The sequence below is a fragment of the Streptomyces sp. NPDC052101 genome (genome assembly GCF_040680235.1).
In the GTDB taxonomy this organism is placed as follows: Bacteria; Actinomycetota; Actinomycetes; order Streptomycetales; family Streptomycetaceae; genus Streptomyces.
In genome coordinates this window covers 262275-285658 of sequence record NZ_JBFAWH010000001.1, presented here as the reverse complement: position 1 = coordinate 285658, position 23384 = coordinate 262275, and the positions used below count along the sequence as shown (strand labels likewise).

The following is a 23384-nucleotide window of genomic DNA, read 5'->3' as shown; positions in this document are numbered from 1 at the left end:
GCGAACACCTCACTCAGGCCATCGACGCTAACCACGACCGGGTGCCGCGTGAAATGCCTGTGGTGGAGTGTCCATGCGTGGCAGGCATGGATGCCGCGTCACGCGGTCGAGGTGAGCGTTACTCCGCCGCTGTCCGGACGGCGGCATCCAGGAATCGGCGGATCAGGGTCCGCTGCGCGTCGGGGAAGTGGACCAGGCTGACGGGGCTGGCCGGCGCGCCGGTGAGCGGGATGAAGCGGACCGCCGGGTGCTGGGTACGCCGTCGCGCGACCTCCGGGACGATGCCGATGCCCCGGCCCGCGGCGACGGTCTCCAGCCACTCGTCGTAGTTCGCCGTCTCGATGATCCGCTTCGGACGCTGGTCCGCCGGCCACGACCAAGGGCCGGTGGTGCCGCTGACCGTGTTGACCACCAGTGGCCAGTCCTGGACGTCCGTCCAGTCCAGCCGGCCGAGGCGGGTCAGATCGCAGTGCTCGGAGCATACGGCGATGCGCGGCTCGTCGAACAGATGCAAGGTCCGCGCCCCTCTGGGTGCGTCGAAGTCACCCCGGACCACCGCGATGTCGAGGGTGCGCCGGCGCAACGCCTGAAGGGGATCGTCGGTCCGGGTCAGGGCGACCGTCGCTCCCGTGCTCTCCTCGAAGCGGCTGACCGTCCGCTGCGTCCAGGGATCCGGCAGCAGCCAGCTGAAGCCGAGCCGCAGGGTGACGCGGTGGCGCGCGACGGCGAGGGCCTGGTCCAGGGTCGCGAGGACCTGCTCGACGTGCACCAGGAACTCCGCGCCCGTGTCCGTCAGTTCGACGTGCCGTGACGAGCGGTCGAGCAGGCGGACACTCAGATTGCCCTCCAGTTGCGCGATCGTACGGCTCAGCGCCGGCTGGGTGATCAGCAGTTCCTCGGCGGCCCGGGAGAACGAGCGATGGCGGGCCACGGACGCGAAGGCCCGCAGATGACGGAGTTCGACGTCCATGCTCATCGCGTTGCTCTCCAGCATTCATGCCTGCCGCGCACAGCGCCAGCTTAACCGGCATTTCACCGGCGCACGCGTGCTGCCTGGCGGGCTCGGCCTCCGCTCCGCCTCGTAGGAAGATCCTTCGCCCGCGCGTAACGTGAAACACCATGAAGATCCCCGCCACCGCTGCATGGTTCACCGCGGCATGGTGTCGCAAACTGCTGTCACCAGCCGGACGACAGGCCTCTGACCAGCGAGGGGACGGACCCGTATGAAGATCCTCATCAGTGCCGACATGGAGGGGGCCACGGGCGTCACCTGGCCGGCGGATGTGCTGCCGGGGACGCCGCAGTGGGAGCGGTGCCGGGGGATGTTCACCTCGGACGTGAACGCCGCCGTGCAGGGCTTCTTCGACGGCGGCGCCGACCAGGTGCTCGTCAACGAGGCCCACTGGACCATGCGCAACCTGCTCCTGGAGCAGCTCGACGAGCGGGTCGAGATGCTCACCGGGCGGCACAAGACGCTGTCCATGGTGGAGGGCGTGCAGCACGGCGACGTCGACGGCATCGCCTTCGTCGGTTACCACGCCGGCGCCGGCATGGAGGGCGTCCTCGCCCACACCTACCTCGCGGGGCAGATCACCGGCGTGTGGCTGAACGACGCCCGCGCCAGCGAGGGCCTGCTCAACGCACATGTCGTCGCCGAGTACGGCGTCCCGGTCGTCCTCGTCACCGGCGACGACGTGGCCTGCGAGGACGCGCTCGGCTACGCGCCGGAGGCACTGAAGGTCGCCGTCAAGGACCATGTGTCGCGGTACGCGGCGGTGTGCCGGACCCCGGCCCGCACCGCCGCCGACATCCGCGCCGCGGCCAAGGAGGCCGCCCGGCTGGCGGTGCGTCACGCGCCCTTCGAGGCCGGGCCGTTCACCGTCGCGGTCGAGTTCGACGCGGAACACCTGGCGATGGCCGCCACCGTCGTGCCCGGGGTCGCCCGGATCGGGGAGCGGAAAGTGGCGTACACCAGCGCCACCATGTACGAAGGGATCAGGACGTTCAAGGCGGTCACCACGATCGTCTCAGCCGCCGTGGAGGAGCAGTATGGCTGACCAGCTGGCCCTGGACGAGGTCGTGGAGTTCACCTCCGAACTGATCCGGATCGACACCACCAACCGGGGCGGCGGGGACTGCCGGGAGCGGCCCGCGGCCGAGTACGCGGCCGAACGGCTGGCCGGTGCGGGCCTCGCGCCTCTGCTGCTGGAGCGCACCCCGGGCCGTACCAACGTCGTCGCCCGGATCGAGGGCACCGACCCGTCCGCGGACGCGCTGCTGGTCCACGGCCATCTCGACGTGGTGCCCGCCGAGGCCGCCGACTGGAGCGTGCACCCCTTCTCCGGCGAGATCCGCGACGGGGTGGTGTGGGGGCGGGGCGCCGTCGACATGAAGAACATGGACGCGATGATCCTCGCGGTCGTCCGCGGCTGGGCCCGGCAGGGCGTACGGCCCCGCCGGGACCTCGTCATCGCGTTCACCGCCGACGAGGAGGCCAGCGCCGAGGACGGCTCCGGATTCCTCGCCGACAGCCACCCGGAGCTGTTCGAGGGCTGCACCGAGGGCGTCAGCGAGTGCGGCGGCTTCACCTTCCACGACGGCGCTGGCCGGCAGCTCTACCCCATCGCGGCGGGGGAGCGGGGCACCGGCTGGCTGAAGCTCACCGCGCGCGGCCGGGCAGGGCACGGCTCCACGGCGAACAAGGAGAACGCGGTGACCCGGCTCGCCGCCGCCGTCACCCGTATCGGCGCGCACGAGTGGCCGCTGCGGCTGACGCCGACCGTCCGGGCCGCGCTCGCCGAACTCGCCGCCGTGTACGGCATCGAGCCCGACTTCAAGAACGTGGACCGGCTGCTGGAGAAGCTCGGCCCGGCCGCCAAGCTGGTGGAGGCGACCGTCCGCAACAGCGCCAACCCGACCATGCTGAACGCCGGTTACAAGGTGAACGTCATCCCCGGCGAGGCGGTCGCCTTCGTCGACGGGCGGTATCTGCCCGGTACCGAGGAGGAGTTCACCAGCACCCTTGACCGGCTGACGGGCCCGGAGGTGAGCTGGGAGTTCGCACACCGGGAGGTGGCCCTGCAGGCGCCGGTGGACGCCCCGGCCTTCGCGAAGATGCGGGCGGCCGTCGAGGAGTTCGCGCCCGAGGGGCACGTGGTGCCGTACTGCATGTCGGGCGGCACGGACGCCAAGCAGTTCTCCCGGCTCGGTATCACCGGCTATGGTTTCGCTCCGCTGAAGCTGCCGGAAGGCCTCGACTACCAGGCGCTGTTCCACGGCGTGGACGAGCGCGTGCCCGTCGAGGCGCTGCACTTCGGCGTCCGGGTGCTCGACCGCTTCCTGCGGACGGCCTAGGGGATGGGGGGCGAGGTGCGGACGTCACCGTACGGATCGTGGCCGTCGCCCGTCGACGCGGCACTGGCCGCCGCGCACGACGGGCAGCCGGAGTGGGTGGGCTTCGTCGGGGACGAGGTGTGGTGGACCGAGCCCCGGCCGGCCGAGGGCGGCCGCCGGGCGCTGGTACGGCGCAGGGCCGAGGGCACCGAGGAGGTCGTGCTGCCCGCGCCGTGGAACGTGCGCAACCGCGTGGTGGAGTACGGCGGCCGGCCCTGGACCGGGGTGCTGCGCGAGGGCACACCGCTCATCGTCTTCACGCACTTCGCCGACCAGCGGCTGTACCGGTACGAGCCCGGCGGCGAGCCGCGCCCGCTGACCCCCGTCTCCGCGGTGGGCGGGGGCCTGCGCTGGGCGGACCCGCGGCTGGACCTCGCGCGCGGCGAGGTGTGGTGCGTGCTGGAGGAGTTCACCGGCGACCACCCCTCGGACGTACGGCGGGTCCTGGCGGCCGTACCGCTGGACGGGTCCGCGGCAAAGGACCGCTCGGCCGTACGCGAACTCACCGACGGCCGGCACCGGTTCGTCACCGGGCCCCGCGTCTCGCCCGACGGCCGCCGGGCGGCCTGGCTCGCCTGGGACCATCCGCGGATGCCGTGGGACGGCACGGAACTGCTCGTCGGCGAGATCGGCGACGATGGCCTGCTGCACAGCGCCCGCACCGTCGCCGGCGGGCCGCGGGAGGCGATCGCGCAGGCCGAATGGTCCGCGGACAACCGCCTGCTGTACGCGAGCGACCGCGACGGCTGGTGGAACCTGTACCGGGACGGCACTCCGCTGTGCCCGCGCGAGGAGGAGTTCGCCGGCCCGCTGTGGAAGCCGGGCCTGCGCTGGTTCGCGCCGCTGGACAACGGTCTGATCGCGGTCGTCCACGGCCGGGGGTCGACCGTGCTCGGGATACTGGATGCGGAATCCGGGGAGATCGTCGACGCCGCCGGACCGTGGACCGAGTTCGGCGCCACCCTCGCCGTCCACGGCGAGGGAACCGAGATGGGGGTACCCCCGGCCGGAGGCTGGGGGAGGGTCGTCGGCGTCGGTGCCAGCCCGCGCACCGGGCACGAAGTGGTCGAGCTGGACACCGCCACCGGCCGCGCCCGCGCCATCGGCGCCCGGCACCGGGACGCCGTGGACCCGGCGTACTACCCCGAGCCGCGGATCCGCACCTTCACCGGACCGGACGGCCGCGAGGTGCACGCCCATGTCTACCCGCCGCACCACCCCGAGCGGGCGGCGCCCGACGGCGAGGCCGCGCCGTACGTCATCTGGGCGCACGGCGGCCCGACCGGCCGGGCGCCCCTCGTGCTGGACCTGGCCATCGCCTACTTCACCTCGCGGGGCATCGGCGTCGCCGAGGTGAACTACGGCGGCTCCACCGGCTACGGCCGGGCCTACCGCGAGCGGCTGCGCGAGCAGTGGGGCGTGGTCGACGTCGAGGACTGCGCGGCGGTCGCCCGCGCCCTCGCCGAGGAGGGCACCGCCGACCGGGGCCGGCTCGCGATCCGCGGCGGCAGCGCGGGCGGCTGGACCGCGGCCGCCTCGCTGACCACGACCGACGTCTACGCCTGCGGCACCATCGTCTACCCGGTCCTGGACCTGGCCGGCTGGGGCCAGGGGGAGACCCATGACTTCGAGTCCCGCTATCTGGAGTCGCTGATCGGGCCGCTCACCGAGGCGCCGGCCCGGTACGCCGAGCGGTCGCCGACCACTCACGCCGACCGGCTCACGGTGCCGTTCCTGCTGCTCCAGGGCCTGGACGACGTGATCTGCCCGCCCGCCCAGTGCGAGCGCTTCCTCGCCCGGATCCAGGGCCGCGACCTGCCGCACGCCTATATCACCTTTGAGGGGGAAGGACACGGGTTCCGGCGGGCCGATACGATGATCCGCGCCCTGGAGGCCGAACTTTCCCTGTATGCCCAGGTCTTCGGGCTGGACGTACACGGTGTTCCGAGACTGGAGCTGCACACGTGAAGGAACTGACGCGTCCCGAGCGGCTGGCCCCGGGCGCCCGGGTGGCCGTCGTCGCCCCCAGCGGGCCGGTGCCCGAGGAACGGCTCCAGGCGGGGCTCGACGTGCTGCGCGGCTGGGACCTCGACCCCGTGGCCGGACCCCATGCCCTCGACCGGCACGCCGAGTTCCGCTATCTGGCCGGCACGGACGCCGACCGCGCCGCCGACCTCCAGAACGCCTGGTGCGACCCGACGGTGGACGCGGTGCTGTGCGCCCGCGGCGGATACGGCGTGCAGCGCATGATCGATCTGCTGGACTGGGACGCGATGCGGGCGGCCGGGCCGAAGGTCTTCGTCGGCTTCAGCGACCTCACCGTGCTGCACGAGGCCTTCGCCACCCGCCTCGGACTCGCCACGCTGCACGGCCCGATGGCGGCCGGCGTCGACTTCGTGAAGAACGCCCACGCGCAGGAGCATCTGCGGGCCACCCTCTTCGCCCCGGAGACCGTCCGCACCATCGCCTCCGGCGGCACCGCCCTCGTGCCCGGCCGGGCACGAGGTGTCACCCTCGGCGGCTGCCTGTGCCTGCTCGCCGCCGAACTCGGCACCCCGCACGCGCGCCCCTCGGCGGCCGGCGGGCTGCTGTGCCTGGAGGACGTGGGCGAGGAGACGTACCGGCTGGACCGGTATCTCACCCAACTCCTGCGCGCGGGCTGGCTGCGGGAGGTGCGCGGGGTGCTGCTCGGCTCCTGGGAGGGGTGCGCGGACCAGGCCGGGATACGGACGCTGATGGCCGACCGGCTCGGCGGGCTCGGCATACCGGTGGTGGAGGAGTTCGGCTTCGGCCACTGCGCGGGCGCGCTGACCATACCCTTCGGTGTGGCCGCCGAACTCGACGCGGACGCGGGCACGTTGACGCTCGACGAGCCGGCGCTGCGCTGACCCTGACATCCACTGAATCTTCGTCAAGAAACCACGTGCGGGCCGATTGACCCGTGCCTGACACGTGTCACAGCATGCTCCCGGCCAGACCTGCTGGTCGGTATCCGCGTGCCTCAGTGTGGAGGACCCCCGTGCCCCGACGTGTGCCCCGACCGGCGCCCCGCCGTGTGTCCCGATCCCGTGCCGCGATCGCCGCCCTCCTCGGCGCGGCCCTCACCGTACCCCTCACGCTCACCGCCGGCCCCGCCCACGCGGGCGGCCGGTACACCGTCACCCCGCTGCGGTTCAGTGTGCGGGCCGGCGGCCGCAACTGCGCGGTCGACGCCGACCTGTACCGTCCCGCCACGGTCGACCGCGCCCACCCGGCGCCCGCCGTACTCGCCACCAACGGCTTCGGCGGCAGCAAGTCCGACGCCTCCACGACCGCCCTCGCCAAGGTCTTCGCCGAGCGCGGCTATGTCTCCCTCGTCTACTCCGGCCTCGGCTTCGGCCACAGCGGCTGCCTGATCTCCCTCGACGACCCCGGCATCGACGGCAGGGCCGCCTCCCGGCTGGTCGACTTCCTCGGCGGCAAGCGCCGGGCCGACGACGGCACCCGCGCCGACTTCGTCACCCTCGACGGCCCCGGCGACCCCCGCGTCGGCATGATCGGCGGCTCCTACGGCGGCGCCATCCAGACCGCCACCGCCTCCGTCGACCACCGCGTCGACGCGCTCGTCCCGCTCATCACCTGGAACGACCTCGCCTACGCGCTGGACCCGAACAACGCCGTCGGTGCCCGCGGCGTGCCCGGTGCCTTCAAATGGCAGTGGACCAACGGCTTCTACCTGACCGGTGAGAGCCAGCCGCTGACCATCCCGAGCCTCGACCCGTCCCGGATCAACTCGCTGTCCTGTCTGCACTTCGTCTCCGGCGTCTGCGACACCGTGCACACGCTCAACTCCGGCAGCTACCCGGCCGATCGCACCGCCCGGATGCTCGCCTTCGCCCGCAGCGTCTCCCCGGCCGCCTACCTCTCCCGCGTCCAGGCGCCCACCCTGCTCATCCAGGGGCAGGCCGACACCCTGTTCAACCTCAACGAGGCGACGGCCAGTTACCGCGCGCTCAGGGCCCAGGGCACGCCGACCGCCCTCATCTGGCAGTCCTGGGGCCACAGCGGCGGCCTCCTGAAACCCGCCCCCGGTGAACTCAACCTGGCCCAGGACGACTTGGAGGCAAGCTATGTCGGCCGCCGCATCCTCGCCTGGTTCGACCGCTACCTGAGGAAGGACAGGACCACCGGCACCGGCCCCGCCTTCGCCTACTACCGGGACTGGATCACCGACCCCGCCCACACCTACGGCACCGCCGACCGGGTCCCCGCCCTCAGCCGGACCCTCTATCTCTCCGGGGACGGCACACTGGTCTCCCACCGCGCACAGGTGGTCCGGGGCAGTCGCGGCTACACCAACTGGGCGCTCCCGACGAGCCATTCGGAAAGCTCCCTGGTCGAATCCATCGGCCTGCCCGACCCGGCGCCGTACGACACCCAGGGCACCTACCTCGCCTGGACCGGCGCCCCCCTCACCAGGAGCCTCGATGTCGTCGGCGCCCCGCGGGTCACCCTCAGGGTCGACTCCCCGGCGGCCGCGCGCACCCAGAACTCCGGCGACGCCGCAGACAAGCTGGTGCTGTTCGCCAAGCTGTACGACGTCGCGCCCGACGGCACCCAGACACTCGTCCACCGGCTGCTCGCGCCGGTCCGGGTGCCGGACGTGACCAGGAGCTTCACCGTCACCCTGCCGGGCATCGTGCACCGCTACGCGGCCGGGCACCGGCTGCGCTTCGTGATCGCGGCGAGCGACGACGCCTACTTCGGCAACCGCGGCATCAAGCCGGTCACCGTGACCAGCGCCCCCGGCGACGCCGGCGTGCTGCGACTGCCGATCATCCCCGACTGACCCCCGCCACCGCCACCGTGCCGAAGGTGCCGCCCACCGGACCGGGCGGCACCTCTCAGCAGGCCCCGTCCGGTGCCCAGCGGGCGGAATCGCGTGCGACGCGGCCTGTGAGGGCGCCGTAAGCTGGGTGGATGCCGCATACCGAAGCCCACTACCTCGCCGAGGGGCCCCGCGTGGCCATCCGTCACTTCGGCCTCGCCGACGGCCCCGAGTTCACCGCGCGGACCCGTGAGAGCAAGGACCTGCACCGGCCCTGGCTGTTCCCGCCGGACACGGACGAGGCCTATGCCACCTACGCGGGCCGGCTGATCGAGGACCCGGCCAAGGCCGGCTTCCTGGTGTGCGAGAAGGACGGCGGGGACATCGCCGGGTTCATCAACATCAACAACATCGTGCGCGGCGGCTTCCAGTGCGGTGCCCTCGGCTACGGCGCCTTCGCGCACGCCGCCGGACGCGGCCTGATGCGCGAGGGCCTCGACCTGGTCATCGGCTACGCCTTCGGTCCGCTGGGGCTGCACCGGCTGGAGATCAACGTACAGCCGGAGAACACCGCCTCCGTCGCGCTGGCGCGAGGCGCCGGCTTCCGGCTGGAGGGGTTCTCCCCGGACATGATCTACATCGACGGCGCCTGGCGCGACCACGAACGCTGGGCCCTCACCGCCGAGATGCGCGACCCCCGCTGAGGCCGGCCGGCAGGGGTCCGTTTCCCGGGCCTTTGCGCAATCCTGACCGGCACGTCCCCTGGTCGACTCGTCGAGCGCCGGGTTCCATGGTGATCGTGACCAGGATCCGACGTGAGGAACTGACACTGCCCGCCGCGCGGTTGGGCCCGGACAACCCCCTGCCCCCACTGCGCCCCCTCGACGAGGTGCACCGCGTCGACGACCGCGACCGGGACGGCATGCCCGCGGACATGGCCCGCGGGCTCGGCCACGAGCCGCTCACCAGCCTGCTCCCGGTCCGCGTCCGCGACGGCTACGACAGAACCCGCGCACCACGCGCCCTCGACGCCCTCGTGATCGAGAACGACCGGCTGCGCGCCACCGTCCTGCCCGGTCTCGGCGGCCGTATCGCCTCCCTGCTCCACCTGCCCACCGGACGCGAACTCCTCTACCGCAACCCGGTGTTCCAGCCCGCCAACTTCGCCCTCAACGGCGCCTGGTACTCCGGCGGCATCGAATGGAACATCGGCGCCACCGGCCACACCACCCTCTCCTGCGCACCCCTGCACGCCGCCCGCGTCCCCGCCCCCGACGGTGGGCAGATGCTGCGCCTGTGGGAGTGGGAGCGGCTGCGCGACCTGCCTTTCCAGGTCGACCTGTGGCTGCCCGACGGCTCCGACTTCCTCTACGTCGGCGTCCGCATCCGCAACCCGCACGAGCGCCCGGTGCCGACGTACTGGTGGTCCAACATCGCGGTCCCGGAAGAGCGCCGGGTCCTGGCCCCCGCCGACGAGGCATGGCTCCCCCAGTGCCCTGAGGGCGTGGGAGATACCCCCGTCGGCTACGAACGCCGACTGCGCCGCGTGCCCGTCCCGTCGTACGACGGCATCGACCGCACCCACCCCCTCAACAGCCCTTACGCCGCCGACTACTTCTACGAGGTGCCGGACGGCCGCCGCCGCTGGATCGCCGCGCTCGACACCGAGGGCCACGGGCTGGCGCAGACCTCCACCGACATCCTGCGCGGCCGCAAGCTCTTCGTGTGGGGCCACCGGCCCGGCGGCCGGCGCTGGCAGGAGTGGCTCACCGCGCCCGGCACCGGCGGCTACTGCGAGATCCAGGCCGGACTCGCCCGCACCCAGCTGGAACACATCGGGCTGGACGCGGAGAGCGAGGTGTCCTGGCTGGAGGCGTACGGACCGATCGACGCGCCGCCCGAGGAGGAGTGGACCCGGGCCGTCCGCACCGCCGAGGACCGCCTGGCCGCCGTCCTTCCCCGCGCCCGCGTCGACGAGGCGTACGCGGAATGGCAGCCGTGCGCCGACACCGAGCCCGGCGAGATCCTGGCCGCCGGCTCCGGCTGGGGCGCGCTCGAAGTGCTGCGCGCCGACTGGAAGCTGCCCGGCACCCCGTTCCCCGAGGCCACCCTCGGCGAAGCCCAGGCGCCCTGGCGCGAACTGCTGCGCACCGGGTCCCTGCCGGAGCCGCGCCGGGTGCGGCCGCCCGGCGAGACGCTCGTCGCCCCGCACTGGCGGGACATGCTGGAGACCGCGCCCGCCACCCCGCACACCGAGTACCACCTCGGGGTCGCCCAGTGGCACGCAGGCGACCGCGCCCAGGCCGTCCGCAGCTGGGAGCGCGCCCTCCCGCTCGCCCCCTCCCTGTGGCCGCTGCTGCGCTGCCTGGCCGTGGCCGACCAGGAGTCCGGCCACCACGAGCGGGCCGCCGCACGGTACGCGGACGCCTTCGACGACCTGTGCCGCGAGCGGCGTGACGACGGCGAGACATGGACCGCCGCCGTGGCCGCGCTCGGCCGGGAGAGCCTTGAGGCGCTGCTCCGGGTACGGCGGACGGCCGACGCCCGGACCGTCTGGGACCGGCTGCTGCCCGCCGTCCGCCGACGCGGCCGCTTCCGCCTCCTCGAAGCCGAACTGCTGCTCGCCGAGGGACGCCCCGCCGAGGCGCGGGCCGTCTTCGACGCGGGGCTGGAGGTGGCCGATCTACGGGAGGGCGAGGAGGCGCTCGGCCGGCTGTGGGCCCGGCTCACCGACGAGCCCCTGCCCGCCCGCCACGACTTCCGGATGCGCCCCGACCTGCTGTGACCGGTCAGGCGCGCTGGTCGACGTACTCGAACACCGACCCGTCCGGATGCATCGCCAGCAGATTCCGGCCCGCCGGAGTCGGCACCGGGCCCGCGAGGATCCGGGCGCCCAGGTCGGTCAGCACCTGGTGCGCCTCCTCCACGTCCTGCACCGCGATGGTGGCCGTCACCTTCCGCAGGATCTCCAGTTCCGCTTCCGGCCCGCTCATCAGCAGAAAGGACCCGACCGCTGCCACCTGCACCCCACCGCGCTCGAACCGCTGGGCTCTGCCGCCCGCCAGCCGCTCATAGAAGGGGACGGCGGCTTCGAGGTCGTCGACGCAGATGCGCAGCGAGGCGCCTGTAATCTCCATACGCCCGAGATTAGTTGGGGTCGCGGTGACCTCGCAGCCGACGCGGGGGGAGCGGATCCTAGGGGCGCGGGGCCGTATCGACATGCGGCTCCGCCGCGGCGGGGGTCCCCCTCGACCTCCCCCGTAGCCATACGGGTGACCGGCGGAGCGTTTGCGTGCCGCGGCCCCGGTTACGCGGAAAGCCTCGGACGAGCCAGACCGCCGGAGGCGCACCGTGAGCCGACCTCACGTCGTGATCGTAGGCGCCGGTTTCGCCGGGTACCGGGCCGCCCGCACACTGGCCCGCCTGACCCGGAACCGGGCCGACATCACGCCGCTGAACCCCACCGACCACTTCCTGTACCTGCCGCTGCCGCCCCAGGTCGCCGCCGGCACCCTGGAGGCCCGCAGGATCACCGTGCCGCTGCCGGGCACCCTCGGTCACGACCGGCTGGTGCTGTGCGTCGGCAGCGTCAACAAGCTGTTGCCGGTCCCCGGCGTCGCCGAGCACGCGCACGGGTTCCGCGGCCTGCCGGAGGCGCTGTATCCGCGCGACCACGTCACCCGGCAGGTGGCACTCGTCGCCGTGGACGACGACGCCGGGACCAGCGCCGCCGGGTGCACGTTCGTCGTGGCCCGCCGACTGGCCGCTGGACGCCGTACTGCCGTGCCAGGGCGTCCAGTTGGGCCGAGCGGAGGACACGGACGCACCGGAGCGGGCCGCCCCCACCGCCCCCTCGGATCCCGCCGCCAAGTGACCCCGCGGGCCGCGGCCCCGACCGACTGTGTGCAAGGAGACTCATGAACACCGATGAACTCGCTGAACTGGGACAGCAGTTGCGCGTGGACAGTGTGCGGGCGTCCGCCGCCGCGGGATCCGGGCACCCCACGTCGTCGATGTCCGCCGCCGACCTGATGGCCGTCCTGCTCGCCCGCCGGCTGCGCTACGACTTCGAACGCCCCGAACACCCCGCCAACGACCGATTCGTGCTGTCCAAGGGGCACGCCACACCTCTGCTGTACGCCGCGTACAAGGCCGCCGGTGCCATCGAGGACGGCGAGCTGCTCACGTTCCGCAGGATCGGCAGCCGGCTCGAAGGCCATCCCACGCCCCGCCGGCTGCCCTGGGTGGAGACGGCCACCGGATCCCTCGGCCAGGGCCTGCCGGTCGGCGTCGGCATCGCCCTCGCCGGCAAACGCCTGGACCGCACCGGCTACCGGGTGTGGGTGCTGTGCGGCGACAGCGAACTGGCCGAGGGCTCGGTGTGGGAGGCCGCCGAACACGCCGGGTACGAGCATCTGGACAACCTGATCACGATCGTGGACGTCAACCGGCTCGGCCAGCGTGGCCCCACCCGGCACGGCCACGACCTGGACGCCTACGCCCGCCGTTTCCAGGCCTTCGGCTGGCACACCGTCGAGATCGACGGCCATGACGTCGACGCGATCGACCGGGCCTACGGCGAGGCGCTGTCCACGACCGGGCAGCCCGTGGTGATCCTCGCCCGCACCCTCAAGGGCAAGGGCGTCGCCGCCGTCGAGGACCGCGAGGGACACCACGGAAAGCCGCTGCCGGACGCCGAGGAGGCCGTCGCCGAGCTGGGCGGGCCGCGCGATGCGCGCGTCCATGTGAACGAGCCGCCGGCCGCCGCCGCACTGCGCGACCTGACCACCGAGGTGATCCAGCTCCCGCGCTACGACCAGGGTGACGAGGTCGCGACCCGGGACGCCTTCGGCGCGGCCCTCGCCGCGCTCGGCACCGCCCGCGGCGACGTGGTCGCCCTGGACGGCGAGGTCGGCGACTCCACCCGCACCGAGGAGTTCGCGCGGGCGCACCCCGACCGGTTCTTCGAGTGCTACATCGCCGAGCAGCAGCTGGTCGCCGCGGCCGTCGGCATGGCCGTGCGCGGCTGGCTGCCGTACGCCTCGACGTTCGCCGCGTTCCTCAGCCGCGCCTACGACTTCGTGCGCATGGCGTCCATCAGCGGCGCCGGGATCAACCTGGTCGGCTCGCACGCCGGAGTCGCGATCGGGCAGGACGGACCCTCGCAGATGGGCCTGGAGGACCTCGCCATGTTCCGCGCCGTGTACGGCTCGACCGTGCTGTACCCGTGCGACGCCAACCAGACCGCCCGGCTGGTCGCGGCCATGGCCGGCCTGGACGGCATCCGCTATCTGCGCACCTCGCGCGGGAAGACACCGGTGATCTACGGCCCCGAGGAGGAGTTCCCGGTGGGCGGCAGCAAGACGCTCCGCTCCGGTGAGGAGGACCGGCTGACGGTCGTCGCGGCCGGGGTCACCGTGCCCGAGGCACTGGCCGCGGCCGACCGGCTCGCCGACGACGGCATCCCGGTGCGGGTGATCGACCTGTACTCGGTCAAGCCCGTCGACGCGCAGGCCCTGCGCCGGGCCGCGGAGGAGACCGGCTGTCTGCTCACCGTGGAGGACCACCACGCCGAGGGCGGCCTCGGCGACGCCGTCGCGGAGGTGTTCGGCGACGGCCGGCCCGTGCCCCGGCTGGTACGGCTCGCGGTGCGCACCATGCCGGGCTCGGCCGCGCCCGACGAGCAGCTGCACGCGGCTGGCATCGACGCCGTGGGCATCGCGGCGGCCGCCAAGCTCCTCGTGGAGGAGGCGATCGTGCGATGAGCGACGCGGACGCCCGGACCATGCGGGCGGGCCGCCGCACGGTGGAGATCCAGCGGCCCGGGAAGGTGCTCTTCCCGGGCCGCGGGGGCGCCGCGGAGTACACCAAGGGCGACCTCGCCGACTACTACCGGTCCATCGCGCCGTATCTGCTGCCGCATCTGCGCGGCCGTCCGCTGATGCTGGAGCGGTATCCGGACGGTGTCGACGGGCAGCGGTTCATGCAGAAGAACACCCCGGACCACTATCCGGACTGGATCACCCGTGCCGAGGTCGCCAAGGAGGGCGGCACGGTCACGCATGTCGTCTGCGACGACACCGCCACCCTCCTCTACCTCGCCGACCAGGCCTGTCTCACCCTGCACCGCTGGCTCTCGCGCACCGACCGGAGCGGCGGCGTGGGCCACCCCGACCGCCTGGTCTTCGACCTCGACCCTCCCGGTGACGACTTCGCACAGGTCCGCGAGGCGGCCGGCTGGCTGCGGGAGCTGCTGGACGAACTCGCCCTGCCCGCCGCCCCCATGACCACCGGCTCGCGCGGACTGCATCTCGTCGTCCACCTCGACGGCCGCCACGACTTCGACGAGGTACGTGAATTCGCCCACGACGTAGCCGAGTTGGTCGCCTCCCGGCACCCGGACCGGCTCACCACCGCCGCCCGGAAGGACGACAGGGCGGGCCGCCTCTACCTCGACGTGCAGCGCAACGCCTACGCACAGACCGCCGTCGCCCCCTACGCCGTCCGCGCCCGCCCCGGCGCCCCGGTCGCCGTGCCCCTTGCCTGGGAGCAGCTGGACGACCCCGGGCTCGACGCCCGCCGGTGGACCATCGCCGACGCCGCCGACCAGGCCCGCACCGACCTCTGGGCCGGCCTGCCGAGCCGCGGCCGCTCCCTGGGCCCGGCCCGGCGGCGCCTCGACGGCATCCGCTCCTGAATGTTTGGCCGGGGGACGAGGGGCCACCCGCAGACGGAGGTGGCCATGCTGCCGAACGCCAGGAAAGCATCCCGGCGGCAGAGTTCGCGAGAGATCCGGAACTCACATGAGCCCCAGGACAAGGCACGCGGAACGGCGGACGAGCGACGGCCGGCGCCCAGGGAGATGCCGCATCAGGCGCGCGCCCGGCCTGCCGGCGGGCTACCGGGCCGTCCGACGTCGCCGAACAGGCCCGAGAGGAGGTCGCCGAGGCCCGGCCACGCACCCGTGAGGCCACGGCGCGCCGGAAGGAGGAGCAGGAGTGAGCACCTACGTCTACGGGATCACCGCCCGGACGCACCCGGCCCCGCCCGCGGACCTGACCGGAGTGGGCGAGCCGCCCGGTCCGGTGCGGGTCCTCACGGCCGGTGAGCTGGCCGCCGTGGTCAGCGACGCCCCCGAGGGGCTGCGGCCCGAGCGCCGGGACCTGCTCGCGCACCAGAACGTGCTCGCCGAGACCGGCACGGCCGGCTGTGTGCTGCCGCTGCGGTTCGGGAACGTGGCACCCGACGACGCCGCCGTCACCCATGTGCTCGACGAGCGCGCCGACCACTACCTGGAGCGCCTGACGGCCCTCGACGGCCGGGTCGAGTACCACGTCGAGGCCGGCCACATCGAAGACGCCGTCCTGCACCGGGTGATGGCCGAGAACGCCGAGATCCGCGCCCTCGCCGAGGCCGACCGGCGTGCGGGAGGCGGCGATCACGACGACAGGCTGCGCCTCGGCGAGCTGGTCGTGGCCGCCGTCCGGGCCCAGGCGGTCCGGGACGCCGCCGAGGTCCAGGCCCGGCTGGCGCCGGCCGCCGCCGCGGTCGGCGCCGGCCCGCAGTCCACCGGAGGGCTGCTCGACGTCTCGTTCCTGGTGGCCCGGGACGCGGCCCGGGACTTCCTGGCCGCCGTCGAGCAAGCCCGCGCATGCCACCCCCATCTCACACTGCACGTCGACGGCCCGCTGCCCCCGTACAGCTTTGTCGAGCCCGGCCCCGCCCAGCCGGCGGCCGACACGGAGACGCCGTGATCAACCGAACGGCACTCGGCGAACTGTGGCGCGGCCGGGGCCGCCGGGTCAGGCTGGAGCTGAAGAACCCCGCCCGTTTCGTCACCCTGAAGCGAGAGGCTGAGGAGGAGAGGTCCCGCGGAACCGACGCCGGGCCGCGCGCCGCGCGAGGAGGAGGCACCATGACCGGGCTGCGCTACGTGTACGCCGTCTGCCGCCCCTTCGGGACGCCCCTGCAGGTCCAGCTCACGGGCATCGGGGGCGCCCCGCCTGCCCTGCTGCGCCACCACGACCTGATCGCGGTCGTCAGTACCGTCCCGGCGGCCGACTTCTGCGAGGAGGCCCTGAAGGCGCATCTGGAGGACCTGGACTGGCTGGCCGCGACCGCCCGTGCCCACCAGGGTGTGATCGACGCGCTCACCACGGTCACCACCCCGCTGCCGCTCCGCTTCGCGACCGTCTTCCGGGACGACAGCGCGGTGCGGTGCATGATCGAGGCCCGCGAGGACGACTTCCGGCGGACCCTCGACCGGCTGGAGGGCCGGGTGGAGTGGGGCGTGAAGCTCTATCTGGAGCCCGAGCCCGCCGAGCCCGTCCCCGCCGGCGCCGCGCGGCCCGCGATTGGCCGGGACCAGCCGCACCGGAGCCGCGTGAGCACCCGTGCCCACGAGGAGCGGTGGCAGCACGCCGAGGCGTTCGCCCGGTCGCTGCACGAGCGCCTCTCCCGGCTCGCCGAGGATTCCCGGCTGCACGCGGCACAGAATTCCGCACTTTCCACGGTGTTCGGCTGTAACGTCCTCGACGCGGCCTATCTGGTGCCCCGCGCGCATTCCGAGGAATTCGTGGAGCTGGTGGACCGTACAAAGGACGAGGCGCCAGGAATCCGGGTGGAACTCACCGGCCCCTGGGCGGCCTATTCCTTCACGGGGGAGGCGGTGCCATGACTCGCCTCACCACCGGTACCAGCGGCCCCTGCCACCAGCGGTCGTGCTGCGGACCAGGAAACCCAGCAGCCAGACGACCAGCACTGCCAGGGCAATCCACCAGAGAATCTTCACCGCGAATCCGACCCCGAACAGAATCAGCGCCAGAAGCAGTACCAGCAGGATGGGAACCATGATGCGAATCTCCTGCAGTCCGGGTTTCCCCAAATCCGCGAATCAGACTTCTTTACGGCACAGAACCTCTCCGTGCAGGACCGCGAACCAGCCGTCCTCCCGCTCGCCCCACTCCCGCCAGGCCCGGGACACGGCACGCAGCTGCTCCGCGGTCGCATGGCCCCCCTGCGTGGCCCGCTCGGCATAGGCCGAGGCGAGCGTGCGGTCAGCCCACAGGCCGCTCCACCAGGCCCGCTCCTCAGGGGTGGAGTAGGTCCAGGTGCTGGAGGTGGCCGTGATGTCCCGCAGCCCCGCGGCCAGCGCCCACGCCTTCAGGCGGCGCCCGGCGTCGGGCTCGCCGCCGTTGGCCCGGGCCACCCGCTCGTACAGGTCCAGCCAGTCGTCCAGGCCCGTGACCGCCGGGTACCAGGTCATGGCCGCGTAGTCCGCATCGCGTACGGCGATGAACCCGCCCGGCTTCGTCACCCGCCGCATCTCCCGCAGCGCCTGCACCGGATCGCCGACGTGCTGCAGCACCTGGTGAGCGTGGACCACGCAGAACGTGTCGTCCGGGTACTCCAGCGCGTGCACGTCGGCCACCGCGAAGTCGACGTTGGCCAGGCCGCGCCCGGCCGCGGTGGCCCGGGCCCGGTCCAGGATGCCCGGTGCGTGGTCGACGCCGGTGACATGGCCGTCCGGGACCAGCGCCGCCAGGTCGGCGGTGATGGTGCCCGGTCCGCAGCCGATGTCCAGGATCTTCATGTGCGGCTTCAGTGAGCCGAGCAGATAGGCCGCGGAGTTGGCGGCGGTCCGCCAGGTGTGCGAACGCAGCACCGACTCGTGGTGCCCGTGCGTGTAGACAGCGGTCTCCTGCGTTTTCGGCATGGCTGTTCCCCTTCGCCCTCGTCGCGGCCGGTAGGCATCACGGTACGCGGACAAGCCGAATAATGAGACGTCCGTTTTGCATACTGGACTGATGGGGCGTCAGTTCACTACGTGCTGACGGTTCGTCAATATGCGGTGCGCAGAGGGCGGTAGACCGTCAGCGCCGCCGGCTGTTTCTCCAGGGTCACCTCGCCCGACACCGCCGTGACCTCGCCGTCGTACGCCAGCGGGGTGCCCGGCGCGAGCCCGGTCAGCCGGAGCCGTTCCGCCTGCACCGCCGTGTGCACGGAGGACCGGGTCAGCGGGCCCGCCGCGGCCGCGGCCGGCAGCCGCAGCGCGGGCCGGGGGCTGCCGTGCACCACCCGCACGTCCAGCAGCCCGTCCGCGAGATCGGTCCGCCGGCCGGGCGCGAGCCCCATGCGGTGGTAGACGCCGTTGCCGACGAACAGCAGCCACAGCGGCCGCCGTTCACCGCCCAGCTCCACCTGCAGCGGATGCCGGTCCGCGCGCAGTACCCGCAGGGCGCCCAGCAGCCCGGCAGGCCAGCCGCCCATCCGGCGCGCCCTGGAGGTCCCCGGGCGATACGTCGGTGCCGTACCGGACCACGTCCACCGCCTCGCCGTGCCGGACCGCACGGGCCAGATCGCGTACGTCCTCCACGCCCAGGTCGTAGGCGAAGTGGTTGAGCGTGCCGCCGGGCAGCACCGCGAGCGGCAGACCGTGCCGCAGGGCGATGCCGGCGGCCGCGTTCACGGTGCCGTCGCCTCCGCACACGCCCAGCACCCGGGCGCGGGCCGCCGCCTTCGCGAGCTGGGCACCGACCTCCTCCGGGGCACACCCGACGATCTCCGCCTTCGGCAGGGCGTCGTGCAGCGCGTCGTGCAGCGCGTGGACCCGGTCGGCGGTGCCGGAGGCCCGGTTGGCGACCACCACCAGACCCTCGCCCTCCGGCAGGGCGGGCGCCTCGGCATGCTGCCGGGCCGTCCGCCGCATCTGGGCGCGGGCCGGGACCAGCCGCCGTACCAGGAAGGCGGCACCCGCGCCGAGGGCCGCGCCGGCCAGCACGTCGCTCGGGAAGTGCACCCCCGTGTACACCCGCGAGGCCGCCACCGAGAACGCCACCGGAGCCACCGCCGCACCCCACGCCGGCGACTCCAGCGCGACCCCGGTCGCGAAGGCGGCCGCCGACGCGGCGTGCCCGGACGGGAAGGAGGTGGTGATCGGCTACCGCTTCAGCTGCCGCACCAGCGGCACCGGGTCCAGCACCGGCCGGGCCCGGCGCACCGAGCGCTTGCCGAGCGTGTTGACGGCCAGCGAGGCCACGCTGAGGGAGGCCAGGCCCCGGGCGGCCGCCCGGCGGGCCCTCGGGGTGCGGCTCGCGGCCAGCACGGCGGCCGTCGCACCCCACAGCACCCCGTGGTTCGCGCCGCGGCTGAGCCGGGGCAGCACCCGCTCGGCGCCGGGCCAGTGCCGGCCGGCGGCCGCCTCGAACAGCCGGCCGTCCAGGTCCAGCAGCCGGGCCAGCGGACTGTGGCCGGTCGTGCGGGCGGTCAGGTCCAGATCCGGGCTCATGGTGTCCGGTTACCCTGAAGTGCCTGTTTCCTGTGCCCGCCTGCGCCGGGCGTGCTACCGGCGCGTAAGGAGAACCCCCGGATGCGCCTGCTCCTCGTCCGTCACGGTGAGACCCCGTCCAACGTGGACCACCTGCTGGACACCACCGTCCCCGGCCCCGGGCTGACCCCGCTCGGCCAGGCGCAGGCCGCCGTGCTGCCCGAGGCGCTCGCCGGGGAGGACATCGAGGCCCTCTACGTCTCCACGCTGCTGCGCGCCCAGCTCACCGCCGCCCCGCTGGCCGCCGCCCGGGGCCTTGAGACGCGCGTGCGCGACGGCATCCGCGAGGTGTCCGCCGGTGACCTGGAGATGCTGCCCGGAGAGTCGCCCGAGGGCCTGGAGTACATGCGCACGATCTTCGCGTGGGCGGCCGGCGACACCGCGCTGCGCATCCCCGGCGGGGAGAGCGGCGAGGAGGCCCTCGCCCGGTACGACGCCGTGATAGCCGAGGCCGCCGCGAGCGGCGCGGGCACCGTCGCCATGGTCAGCCACGGCGCCGCGATCCGCATGTGGACCGCCGCCCGTGCCGACAACGTCGACGTCCCCTTCGCCGCCGCCCACCTCCTGCGCAACACCGGCGTGGTCATCCTGGAGGGCTCCCCGTCCGACGGCTGGAAGGCCCTTTCCTGGGCGGGCGCCACGGTGGAGCCGGCGGGCGAGCCCGGCCCGGCGGGCGAGCGGGTGGACACGACCGGATAACACCGCCTACCCACCGCCCACCCACCGCCCGCCCACCGCACACACGGCAGACGACAGGCCACCGGCCGGTGGTTGCTGGGGGCGCGGGCCGGTGGTTGGTGTGGGTGGGGTAGGTCGGTGGTTGCCGCAGGCGCGGGCAGCGGTGCCGGGGGCGCTGGTTGTCGGTTGCCGTGGGCGTGAGCCGGTTTTTGTTGTGGGCGCGGGCCGGCGGTTGCTTCAGGTGCTGTCTGGCGGTTGCCGGGGTGCGCGGGGCCGCGATTGCCGTGGGCGGGGGTCGGTGGTTGCCGTGGGCGGGGCCCGGCGGTTGCTGTGGGTGTGGATAAGCGTTTGCTCCGGGTGGTGGGTGACCCGGAGAATGCCTGCCCATGGGACATCTGGAAGCCGCGCATCTCGAGTATCACCTCCCCGACGGGAGGACCCTGCTCGGGGACGTGTCCTTCCGGGTCGGAGAGGGCGCCGCCGTCGCGCTGGTCGGACCGAACGGCGCCGGCAAGACGACTCTGCTGCGGCTGATCTCCGGCGAGCTGACGCCCCACGGCGGCACCGTCACCGTCAGTGGCGGCCTCGGCGTCATGCGCCAGTTCGTGGGCTCCGTCCGCGACGAGACGACCGTACGGGACCTGCTCGTGTCCGTCGCGCCGCCCCGCGTCCGCGAGGCCGCCCGCGCGGTCGACGAGGCCGAGCACGCCATCATGACCGTCGACGACGAGGCCGCCCAGATGGCGTACGCGCAGGCCCTCGCCGACTGGGCCGAGGCACGCGGCTACGAGGCCGAGACCCTGTGGGACATGTGCACCACCGCCGCCCTCGGCATGCCCTACGAGCGCGCCCAGTGGCGCCAGGTGCGCACCCTCTCCGGCGGCGAGCAGAAACGGCTCGTGCTGGAAGCGCTGCTGCGCGGCACCGACGAGGTGCTGCTGCTGGACGAGCCGGACAACTACCTCGACGTGCCCGGCAAACGGTGGCTGGAGGAGCAGCTCAAGGAGACCCGCAAGACGGTCCTGTTCGTCTCCCACGACCGTGAACTCCTCGCCCGCGCCGCAGAGAAGATCATCTCCGTGGAACCGGGCCCGGCCGGCGCCGACGCCTGGGTGCACGGCGCCGGCTTCGCCACCTACCACGAGGCCCGCCGCGAACGCTTCGCCCGCTTCGAGGAGCTGCGCCGCCGCTGGGACGAGAAGCACGCCCAGCTGAAGAAGCTGGTGCTGAGCCTCCGCCAGGCGGCCTCCGTCTCCCACGAGCTGGCGTCCCGGTACGCCGCCGCGCAGACCCGCCTGCGCAAGTTCGAGGAGGCCGGACCGCCCCCGGAGCCGCCGCGCGAGCAGGACATCACCATGCGCCTGAAGGGCGGCCGTACCGGCGTAAGGGCCGTCACCTGCAAGGGACTTGAGCTGACCGGTCTGATGACACCGTTCGACCTGGAGGTCTTCTACGGCGAACGGGTCGCCGTCCTCGGCTCCAACGGCTCCGGCAAGTCGCACTTCCTGCGGCTGCTCGCGGGCGAGGACGTCGCGCACACGGGGGAGTGGAAGCTGGGCGCACGGGTGGTGCCCGGCCACTTCGCACAGACCCACGCGCACCCCGAACTCCAGGGCCGCGCCCTGCTCGACATCCTGTGGAAGGAGCACTCCCAGGACCGTGGCGCGGCCATGTCGAGGCTGCGCCGCTACGAGCTGACCCAGCAGGCCGAGCAGCCCTTCGACCGGCTCTCCGGCGGCCAGCAGGCCCGCTTCCAGATCCTGCTGCTGGAACTGGCGGGCGTCACCGCGCTGCTGCTGGACGAGCCGACCGACAACCTCGACCTGGAGTCCGCGGAGGCCCTCCAGGAGGGCCTGGAGGCCTTCGAGGGCACAGTCCTCGCGGTCACCCACGACCGCTGGTTCGCCCGCGCGTTCGACCGCTATCTGGTCTTCGGCAGCGACGGCCGCGTCCGCGAGACCCCGGAGCCGGTCTGGGACGAACGCCGCGTGGAACGGGCCCGCTAGGGCCTGCCGGGTCCGGGCCCGCCCATGCGGAGGCCCGGGACCCCGGATGTTCGTACAGTGGACTGAAGGAACGCTAGCTCCGTGGATTCCTGCCGGAAACCGTTCGGGGACGGTGCACGCGCGGCGGGTACCCGGACCGGTACCCACGGACATGGACACGGACACGGACACGACGAGCGGGGCACCACATGACCGGAGTCGACCCCAGCCGACTGGACGACCAGCAGCTCATGAAGGAGCTGGAGACGATCCACCGCACGCGCCACGACACCCTCCTGTACGGCTCGAACGACGCGCTGCGGACCCACAACGAACGCATGGCACAGCTGGAGGGCGAGTATCTGCGCCGCAACCCGCGCCGCCTGGTCAGCGCGGGCCGCACTCGCGAGGGCGCTCGGGAACGCAGCTGCGCCGAGGCGGCGACTCCGGAGGCGTCCGGCACCTGACCGCCCCACCGGACGTTCCTACGACGGCGCACGCGCACGCGAATCCACGAACCCGCGGACCCGCGAACGCGAGGCCGCACACGAAAAGGGCCGGCCCACCCGGGCCGGCCTTCCACGGGTCGCGTCCGGTCCCGGTGGGCCGGCCCCGGCTCAGCCGCGGCCTGTCAGGGCCTCGGCCAGTTGCTGTACGTTCTCGTAACGTGCCGAGTGCGGCAACCCCGCCACCGCGTCGACCACCCCGGTCGGGGCGTTCTGCCGACGCAGCATCCGAGCCAGATCACGGGCGGTCGCCGGGAACGAGCCGCGGTGCAGGGTGCGGGCCAGCTCCGACCGCATCCGCTCCAGCGACGCCGGCGACCCCAGGCCGCCCACGGGTCCGCTCCACACCTCCGGGTCGTCGTCGGCGGCCGGTTCCGGATCGTGCCACTCCTCCACGCGCGTCGGGTGCCCGGACCTGAGCAGGTCCTTCAGCTCGTGCTTCATCTCGTCGTCCCGGTGGACGCTCAGCCGGTCACTGCCTCGCTGCATGTCTGCCTCCACAGGTGGTGGACGGTGCCGAGGAGTTCAGTGGCGAACCGGTGACCTCCGGTGACCGGACTCCTCGCGCACGTCCGTGCTGGTCGATCTGCGCACCGATCGGTTCGGTCGGCTGACGCGTACCCGGAAAGGCGATCGCGTAACGGCTCCGCGCACGTGGGCCGAACGACCCCGATCCGGGCCCGAGCGGC

Annotated in this window: 19 protein-coding genes and 2 pseudogenes; 15 read left to right on the top strand and 6 right to left on the bottom strand. The window is 73.3% G+C overall.

What is annotated here, in order from left to right; all coding sequences use genetic code 11:
* Nucleotides 1-118 precede the first annotated feature (118 nt).
* Nucleotides 119-976, bottom strand: a complete 858-nt coding sequence (locus tag AB0L75_RS01270) for a LysR family transcriptional regulator (protein WP_365173700.1) — start codon at nucleotides 974-976, stop codon at nucleotides 119-121.
* A gap of 247 nt (nucleotides 977-1223) precedes the next feature.
* Between AB0L75_RS01270 and AB0L75_RS01265 the strand changes: the two genes are divergently transcribed.
* The 7 genes from AB0L75_RS01265 (at nucleotide 1224) to AB0L75_RS01235 (ending at nucleotide 10985) form a co-directional block, all read left to right on the top strand.
* Entirely contained in the window at nucleotides 1224-2057 is an 834-nt protein-coding gene (locus AB0L75_RS01265) for a M55 family metallopeptidase (RefSeq protein WP_365173697.1), read from the top strand.
* Nucleotides 2050-3354, top strand: coding sequence for a M20/M25/M40 family metallo-hydrolase (locus AB0L75_RS01260; protein ID WP_365173695.1), 1305 nt, complete (start codon nucleotides 2050-2052; stop codon nucleotides 3352-3354). Before AB0L75_RS01265 ends, AB0L75_RS01260 begins: the two co-directional genes overlap by 8 nt.
* A gap of 3 nt (nucleotides 3355-3357) precedes the next feature.
* Complete coding sequence (locus AB0L75_RS01255) at nucleotides 3358-5361, top strand: prolyl oligopeptidase family serine peptidase (protein WP_365173693.1); 2004 nt, start codon at nucleotides 3358-3360, stop codon at nucleotides 5359-5361.
* The gene (locus tag AB0L75_RS01250) at nucleotides 5358-6281 is read left to right on the top strand and encodes an LD-carboxypeptidase (protein ID WP_365173691.1); all 924 of its coding nucleotides are present in this window, start codon (nucleotides 5358-5360) and stop codon (nucleotides 6279-6281) included. Before AB0L75_RS01255 ends, AB0L75_RS01250 begins: the two co-directional genes overlap by 4 nt.
* A 167-nt stretch (nucleotides 6282-6448) precedes the next feature.
* Nucleotides 6449-8221 carry a CocE/NonD family hydrolase gene (locus AB0L75_RS01245; RefSeq protein ID WP_365173689.1) on the top strand — a complete coding sequence of 591 codons (1773 nt, stop codon included), beginning with the start codon at nucleotides 6449-6451 and terminating at the stop codon, nucleotides 8219-8221.
* Nucleotides 8222-8352: 131 nt separating this feature from the next.
* The gene (locus tag AB0L75_RS01240) at nucleotides 8353-8904 is read left to right on the top strand and encodes a GNAT family protein (protein WP_365173686.1); all 552 of its coding nucleotides are present in this window, start codon (nucleotides 8353-8355) and stop codon (nucleotides 8902-8904) included.
* An 86-nt stretch (nucleotides 8905-8990) separates the two neighbouring features.
* Entirely contained in the window at nucleotides 8991-10985 is a 1995-nt protein-coding gene (locus tag AB0L75_RS01235) for a DUF5107 domain-containing protein (RefSeq protein ID WP_365173684.1), read from the top strand.
* A 4-nt stretch (nucleotides 10986-10989) separates the two neighbouring features.
* On the opposite strand, the gene AB0L75_RS01230 is transcribed toward AB0L75_RS01235, so the two are convergent.
* Entirely contained in the window at nucleotides 10990-11337 is a 348-nt protein-coding gene (locus AB0L75_RS01230; protein WP_365173682.1) for a VOC family protein, read from the bottom strand.
* A gap of 214 nt (nucleotides 11338-11551) precedes the next feature.
* On the opposite strand from AB0L75_RS01230, the pseudogene AB0L75_RS01225 reads away from it, so the two are divergent.
* The 5 genes and pseudogenes from AB0L75_RS01225 to AB0L75_RS01205 form a co-directional block, all read left to right on the top strand.
* Nucleotides 11552-11950, top strand: a pseudogene (locus AB0L75_RS01225) (FAD-dependent oxidoreductase); the annotation flags it as partial.
* 167 nt (nucleotides 11951-12117) lie between these two features.
* Nucleotides 12118-13965 (top strand): transketolase, encoded by a 1848-nt coding sequence (locus AB0L75_RS01220; RefSeq protein WP_365173679.1) that lies wholly within the window; start codon nucleotides 12118-12120, stop codon nucleotides 13963-13965.
* Nucleotides 13962-14897 (top strand): non-homologous end-joining DNA ligase, encoded by a 936-nt coding sequence (gene ligD / locus AB0L75_RS01215; protein ID WP_365173677.1) that lies wholly within the window; start codon nucleotides 13962-13964, stop codon nucleotides 14895-14897. The genes AB0L75_RS01220 and ligD overlap by 4 nt, the downstream gene beginning before the upstream one ends.
* A 301-nt stretch (nucleotides 14898-15198) precedes the next feature.
* Nucleotides 15199-15954 (top strand): GvpL/GvpF family gas vesicle protein, encoded by a 756-nt coding sequence (locus AB0L75_RS01210; protein WP_365173675.1) that lies wholly within the window; start codon nucleotides 15199-15201, stop codon nucleotides 15952-15954.
* 161 nt (nucleotides 15955-16115) lie between these two features.
* Nucleotides 16116-16877, top strand: a complete 762-nt coding sequence (locus tag AB0L75_RS01205; protein ID WP_365174826.1) for a GvpL/GvpF family gas vesicle protein — start codon at nucleotides 16116-16118, stop codon at nucleotides 16875-16877.
* Nucleotides 16878-16883: 6 nt separating this feature from the next.
* On the opposite strand, the gene AB0L75_RS01200 is transcribed toward AB0L75_RS01205, so the two are convergent.
* The 3 genes and pseudogenes from AB0L75_RS01200 to AB0L75_RS01190 all read right to left on the bottom strand — a co-directional run bounded on the left by AB0L75_RS01200 (nucleotide 16884) and on the right by AB0L75_RS01190 (nucleotide 19487).
* Nucleotides 16884-17051 carry a hydrophobic protein gene (locus tag AB0L75_RS01200; RefSeq protein WP_365173672.1) on the bottom strand — a complete coding sequence of 56 codons (168 nt, stop codon included), beginning with the start codon at nucleotides 17049-17051 and terminating at the stop codon, nucleotides 16884-16886.
* 42 nt (nucleotides 17052-17093) lie between these two features.
* Nucleotides 17094-17915 carry a methyltransferase domain-containing protein gene (locus tag AB0L75_RS01195; protein ID WP_365173670.1) on the bottom strand — a complete coding sequence of 274 codons (822 nt, stop codon included), beginning with the start codon at nucleotides 17913-17915 and terminating at the stop codon, nucleotides 17094-17096.
* 125 nt (nucleotides 17916-18040) lie between these two features.
* Nucleotides 18041-19487, bottom strand: a pseudogene (locus AB0L75_RS01190) (phosphatase PAP2 family protein).
* Between the two features lie 81 nt (nucleotides 19488-19568).
* On the opposite strand from AB0L75_RS01190, the gene AB0L75_RS01185 reads away from it, so the two are divergent.
* From AB0L75_RS01185 to AB0L75_RS01175, 3 genes are all read left to right on the top strand, one after another.
* Nucleotides 19569-20225 carry a histidine phosphatase family protein gene (locus AB0L75_RS01185; protein ID WP_365173668.1) on the top strand — a complete coding sequence of 219 codons (657 nt, stop codon included), beginning with the start codon at nucleotides 19569-19571 and terminating at the stop codon, nucleotides 20223-20225.
* Nucleotides 20226-20590: 365 nt separating this feature from the next.
* Nucleotides 20591-22210, top strand: coding sequence for an ATP-binding cassette domain-containing protein (locus AB0L75_RS01180; RefSeq protein WP_365173666.1), 1620 nt, complete (start codon nucleotides 20591-20593; stop codon nucleotides 22208-22210).
* Between the two features lie 188 nt (nucleotides 22211-22398).
* Complete coding sequence (locus AB0L75_RS01175) at nucleotides 22399-22656, top strand: DUF6158 family protein (protein WP_365173664.1); 258 nt, start codon at nucleotides 22399-22401, stop codon at nucleotides 22654-22656.
* A gap of 150 nt (nucleotides 22657-22806) precedes the next feature.
* Here the strand turns inward: AB0L75_RS01175 and AB0L75_RS01170 are convergent, their stop codons facing one another.
* On the bottom strand, nucleotides 22807-23184 hold the full coding sequence (locus tag AB0L75_RS01170; protein ID WP_365173662.1) for a DUF2795 domain-containing protein: 378 nt from the start codon (nucleotides 23182-23184) through the stop codon (nucleotides 22807-22809).
* Between the last annotated feature and the right edge of the window lie 200 nt (nucleotides 23185-23384).

Bases quoted from the DNA above. Each gene is read 5' to 3' on its own strand.
- AB0L75_RS01270 (WP_365173700.1), bottom strand. From the start codon at position 976: ATGAGCATGGACGTCGAACTCCGTCATCTGCGGGCCTTCGCGTCCGTG.
- AB0L75_RS01265 (WP_365173697.1), top strand. From the start codon at position 1,224: ATGAAGATCCTCATCAGTGCCGACATGGAGGGGGCCACGGGCGTCACC.
- AB0L75_RS01260 (WP_365173695.1), top strand. From the start codon at position 2,050: ATGGCTGACCAGCTGGCCCTGGACGAGGTCGTGGAGTTCACCTCCGAA.
- AB0L75_RS01255 (WP_365173693.1), top strand. From the start codon at position 3,358: ATGGGGGGCGAGGTGCGGACGTCACCGTACGGATCGTGGCCGTCGCCC.
- AB0L75_RS01240 (WP_365173686.1), top strand. From the start codon at position 8,353: ATGCCGCATACCGAAGCCCACTACCTCGCCGAGGGGCCCCGCGTGGCC.
- AB0L75_RS01235 (WP_365173684.1), top strand. From the start codon at position 8,991: ATGGTGATCGTGACCAGGATCCGACGTGAGGAACTGACACTGCCCGCC.
- AB0L75_RS01230 (WP_365173682.1), bottom strand. From the start codon at position 11,337: ATGGAGATTACAGGCGCCTCGCTGCGCATCTGCGTCGACGACCTCGAA.
- AB0L75_RS01220 (WP_365173679.1), top strand. From the start codon at position 12,118: ATGAACACCGATGAACTCGCTGAACTGGGACAGCAGTTGCGCGTGGAC.
- ligD (WP_365173677.1), top strand. From the start codon at position 13,962: ATGAGCGACGCGGACGCCCGGACCATGCGGGCGGGCCGCCGCACGGTG.
- AB0L75_RS01205 (WP_365174826.1), top strand. From the start codon at position 16,116: ATGACCGGGCTGCGCTACGTGTACGCCGTCTGCCGCCCCTTCGGGACG.
- AB0L75_RS01200 (WP_365173672.1), bottom strand. From the start codon at position 17,051: ATGGTTCCCATCCTGCTGGTACTGCTTCTGGCGCTGATTCTGTTCGGG.
- AB0L75_RS01195 (WP_365173670.1), bottom strand. From the start codon at position 17,915: ATGCCGAAAACGCAGGAGACCGCTGTCTACACGCACGGGCACCACGAG.
- AB0L75_RS01185 (WP_365173668.1), top strand. From the start codon at position 19,569: ATGCGCCTGCTCCTCGTCCGTCACGGTGAGACCCCGTCCAACGTGGAC.
- AB0L75_RS01180 (WP_365173666.1), top strand. From the start codon at position 20,591: ATGGGACATCTGGAAGCCGCGCATCTCGAGTATCACCTCCCCGACGGG.
- AB0L75_RS01175 (WP_365173664.1), top strand. From the start codon at position 22,399: ATGACCGGAGTCGACCCCAGCCGACTGGACGACCAGCAGCTCATGAAG.
- AB0L75_RS01170 (WP_365173662.1), bottom strand. From the start codon at position 23,184: ATGCAGCGAGGCAGTGACCGGCTGAGCGTCCACCGGGACGACGAGATG.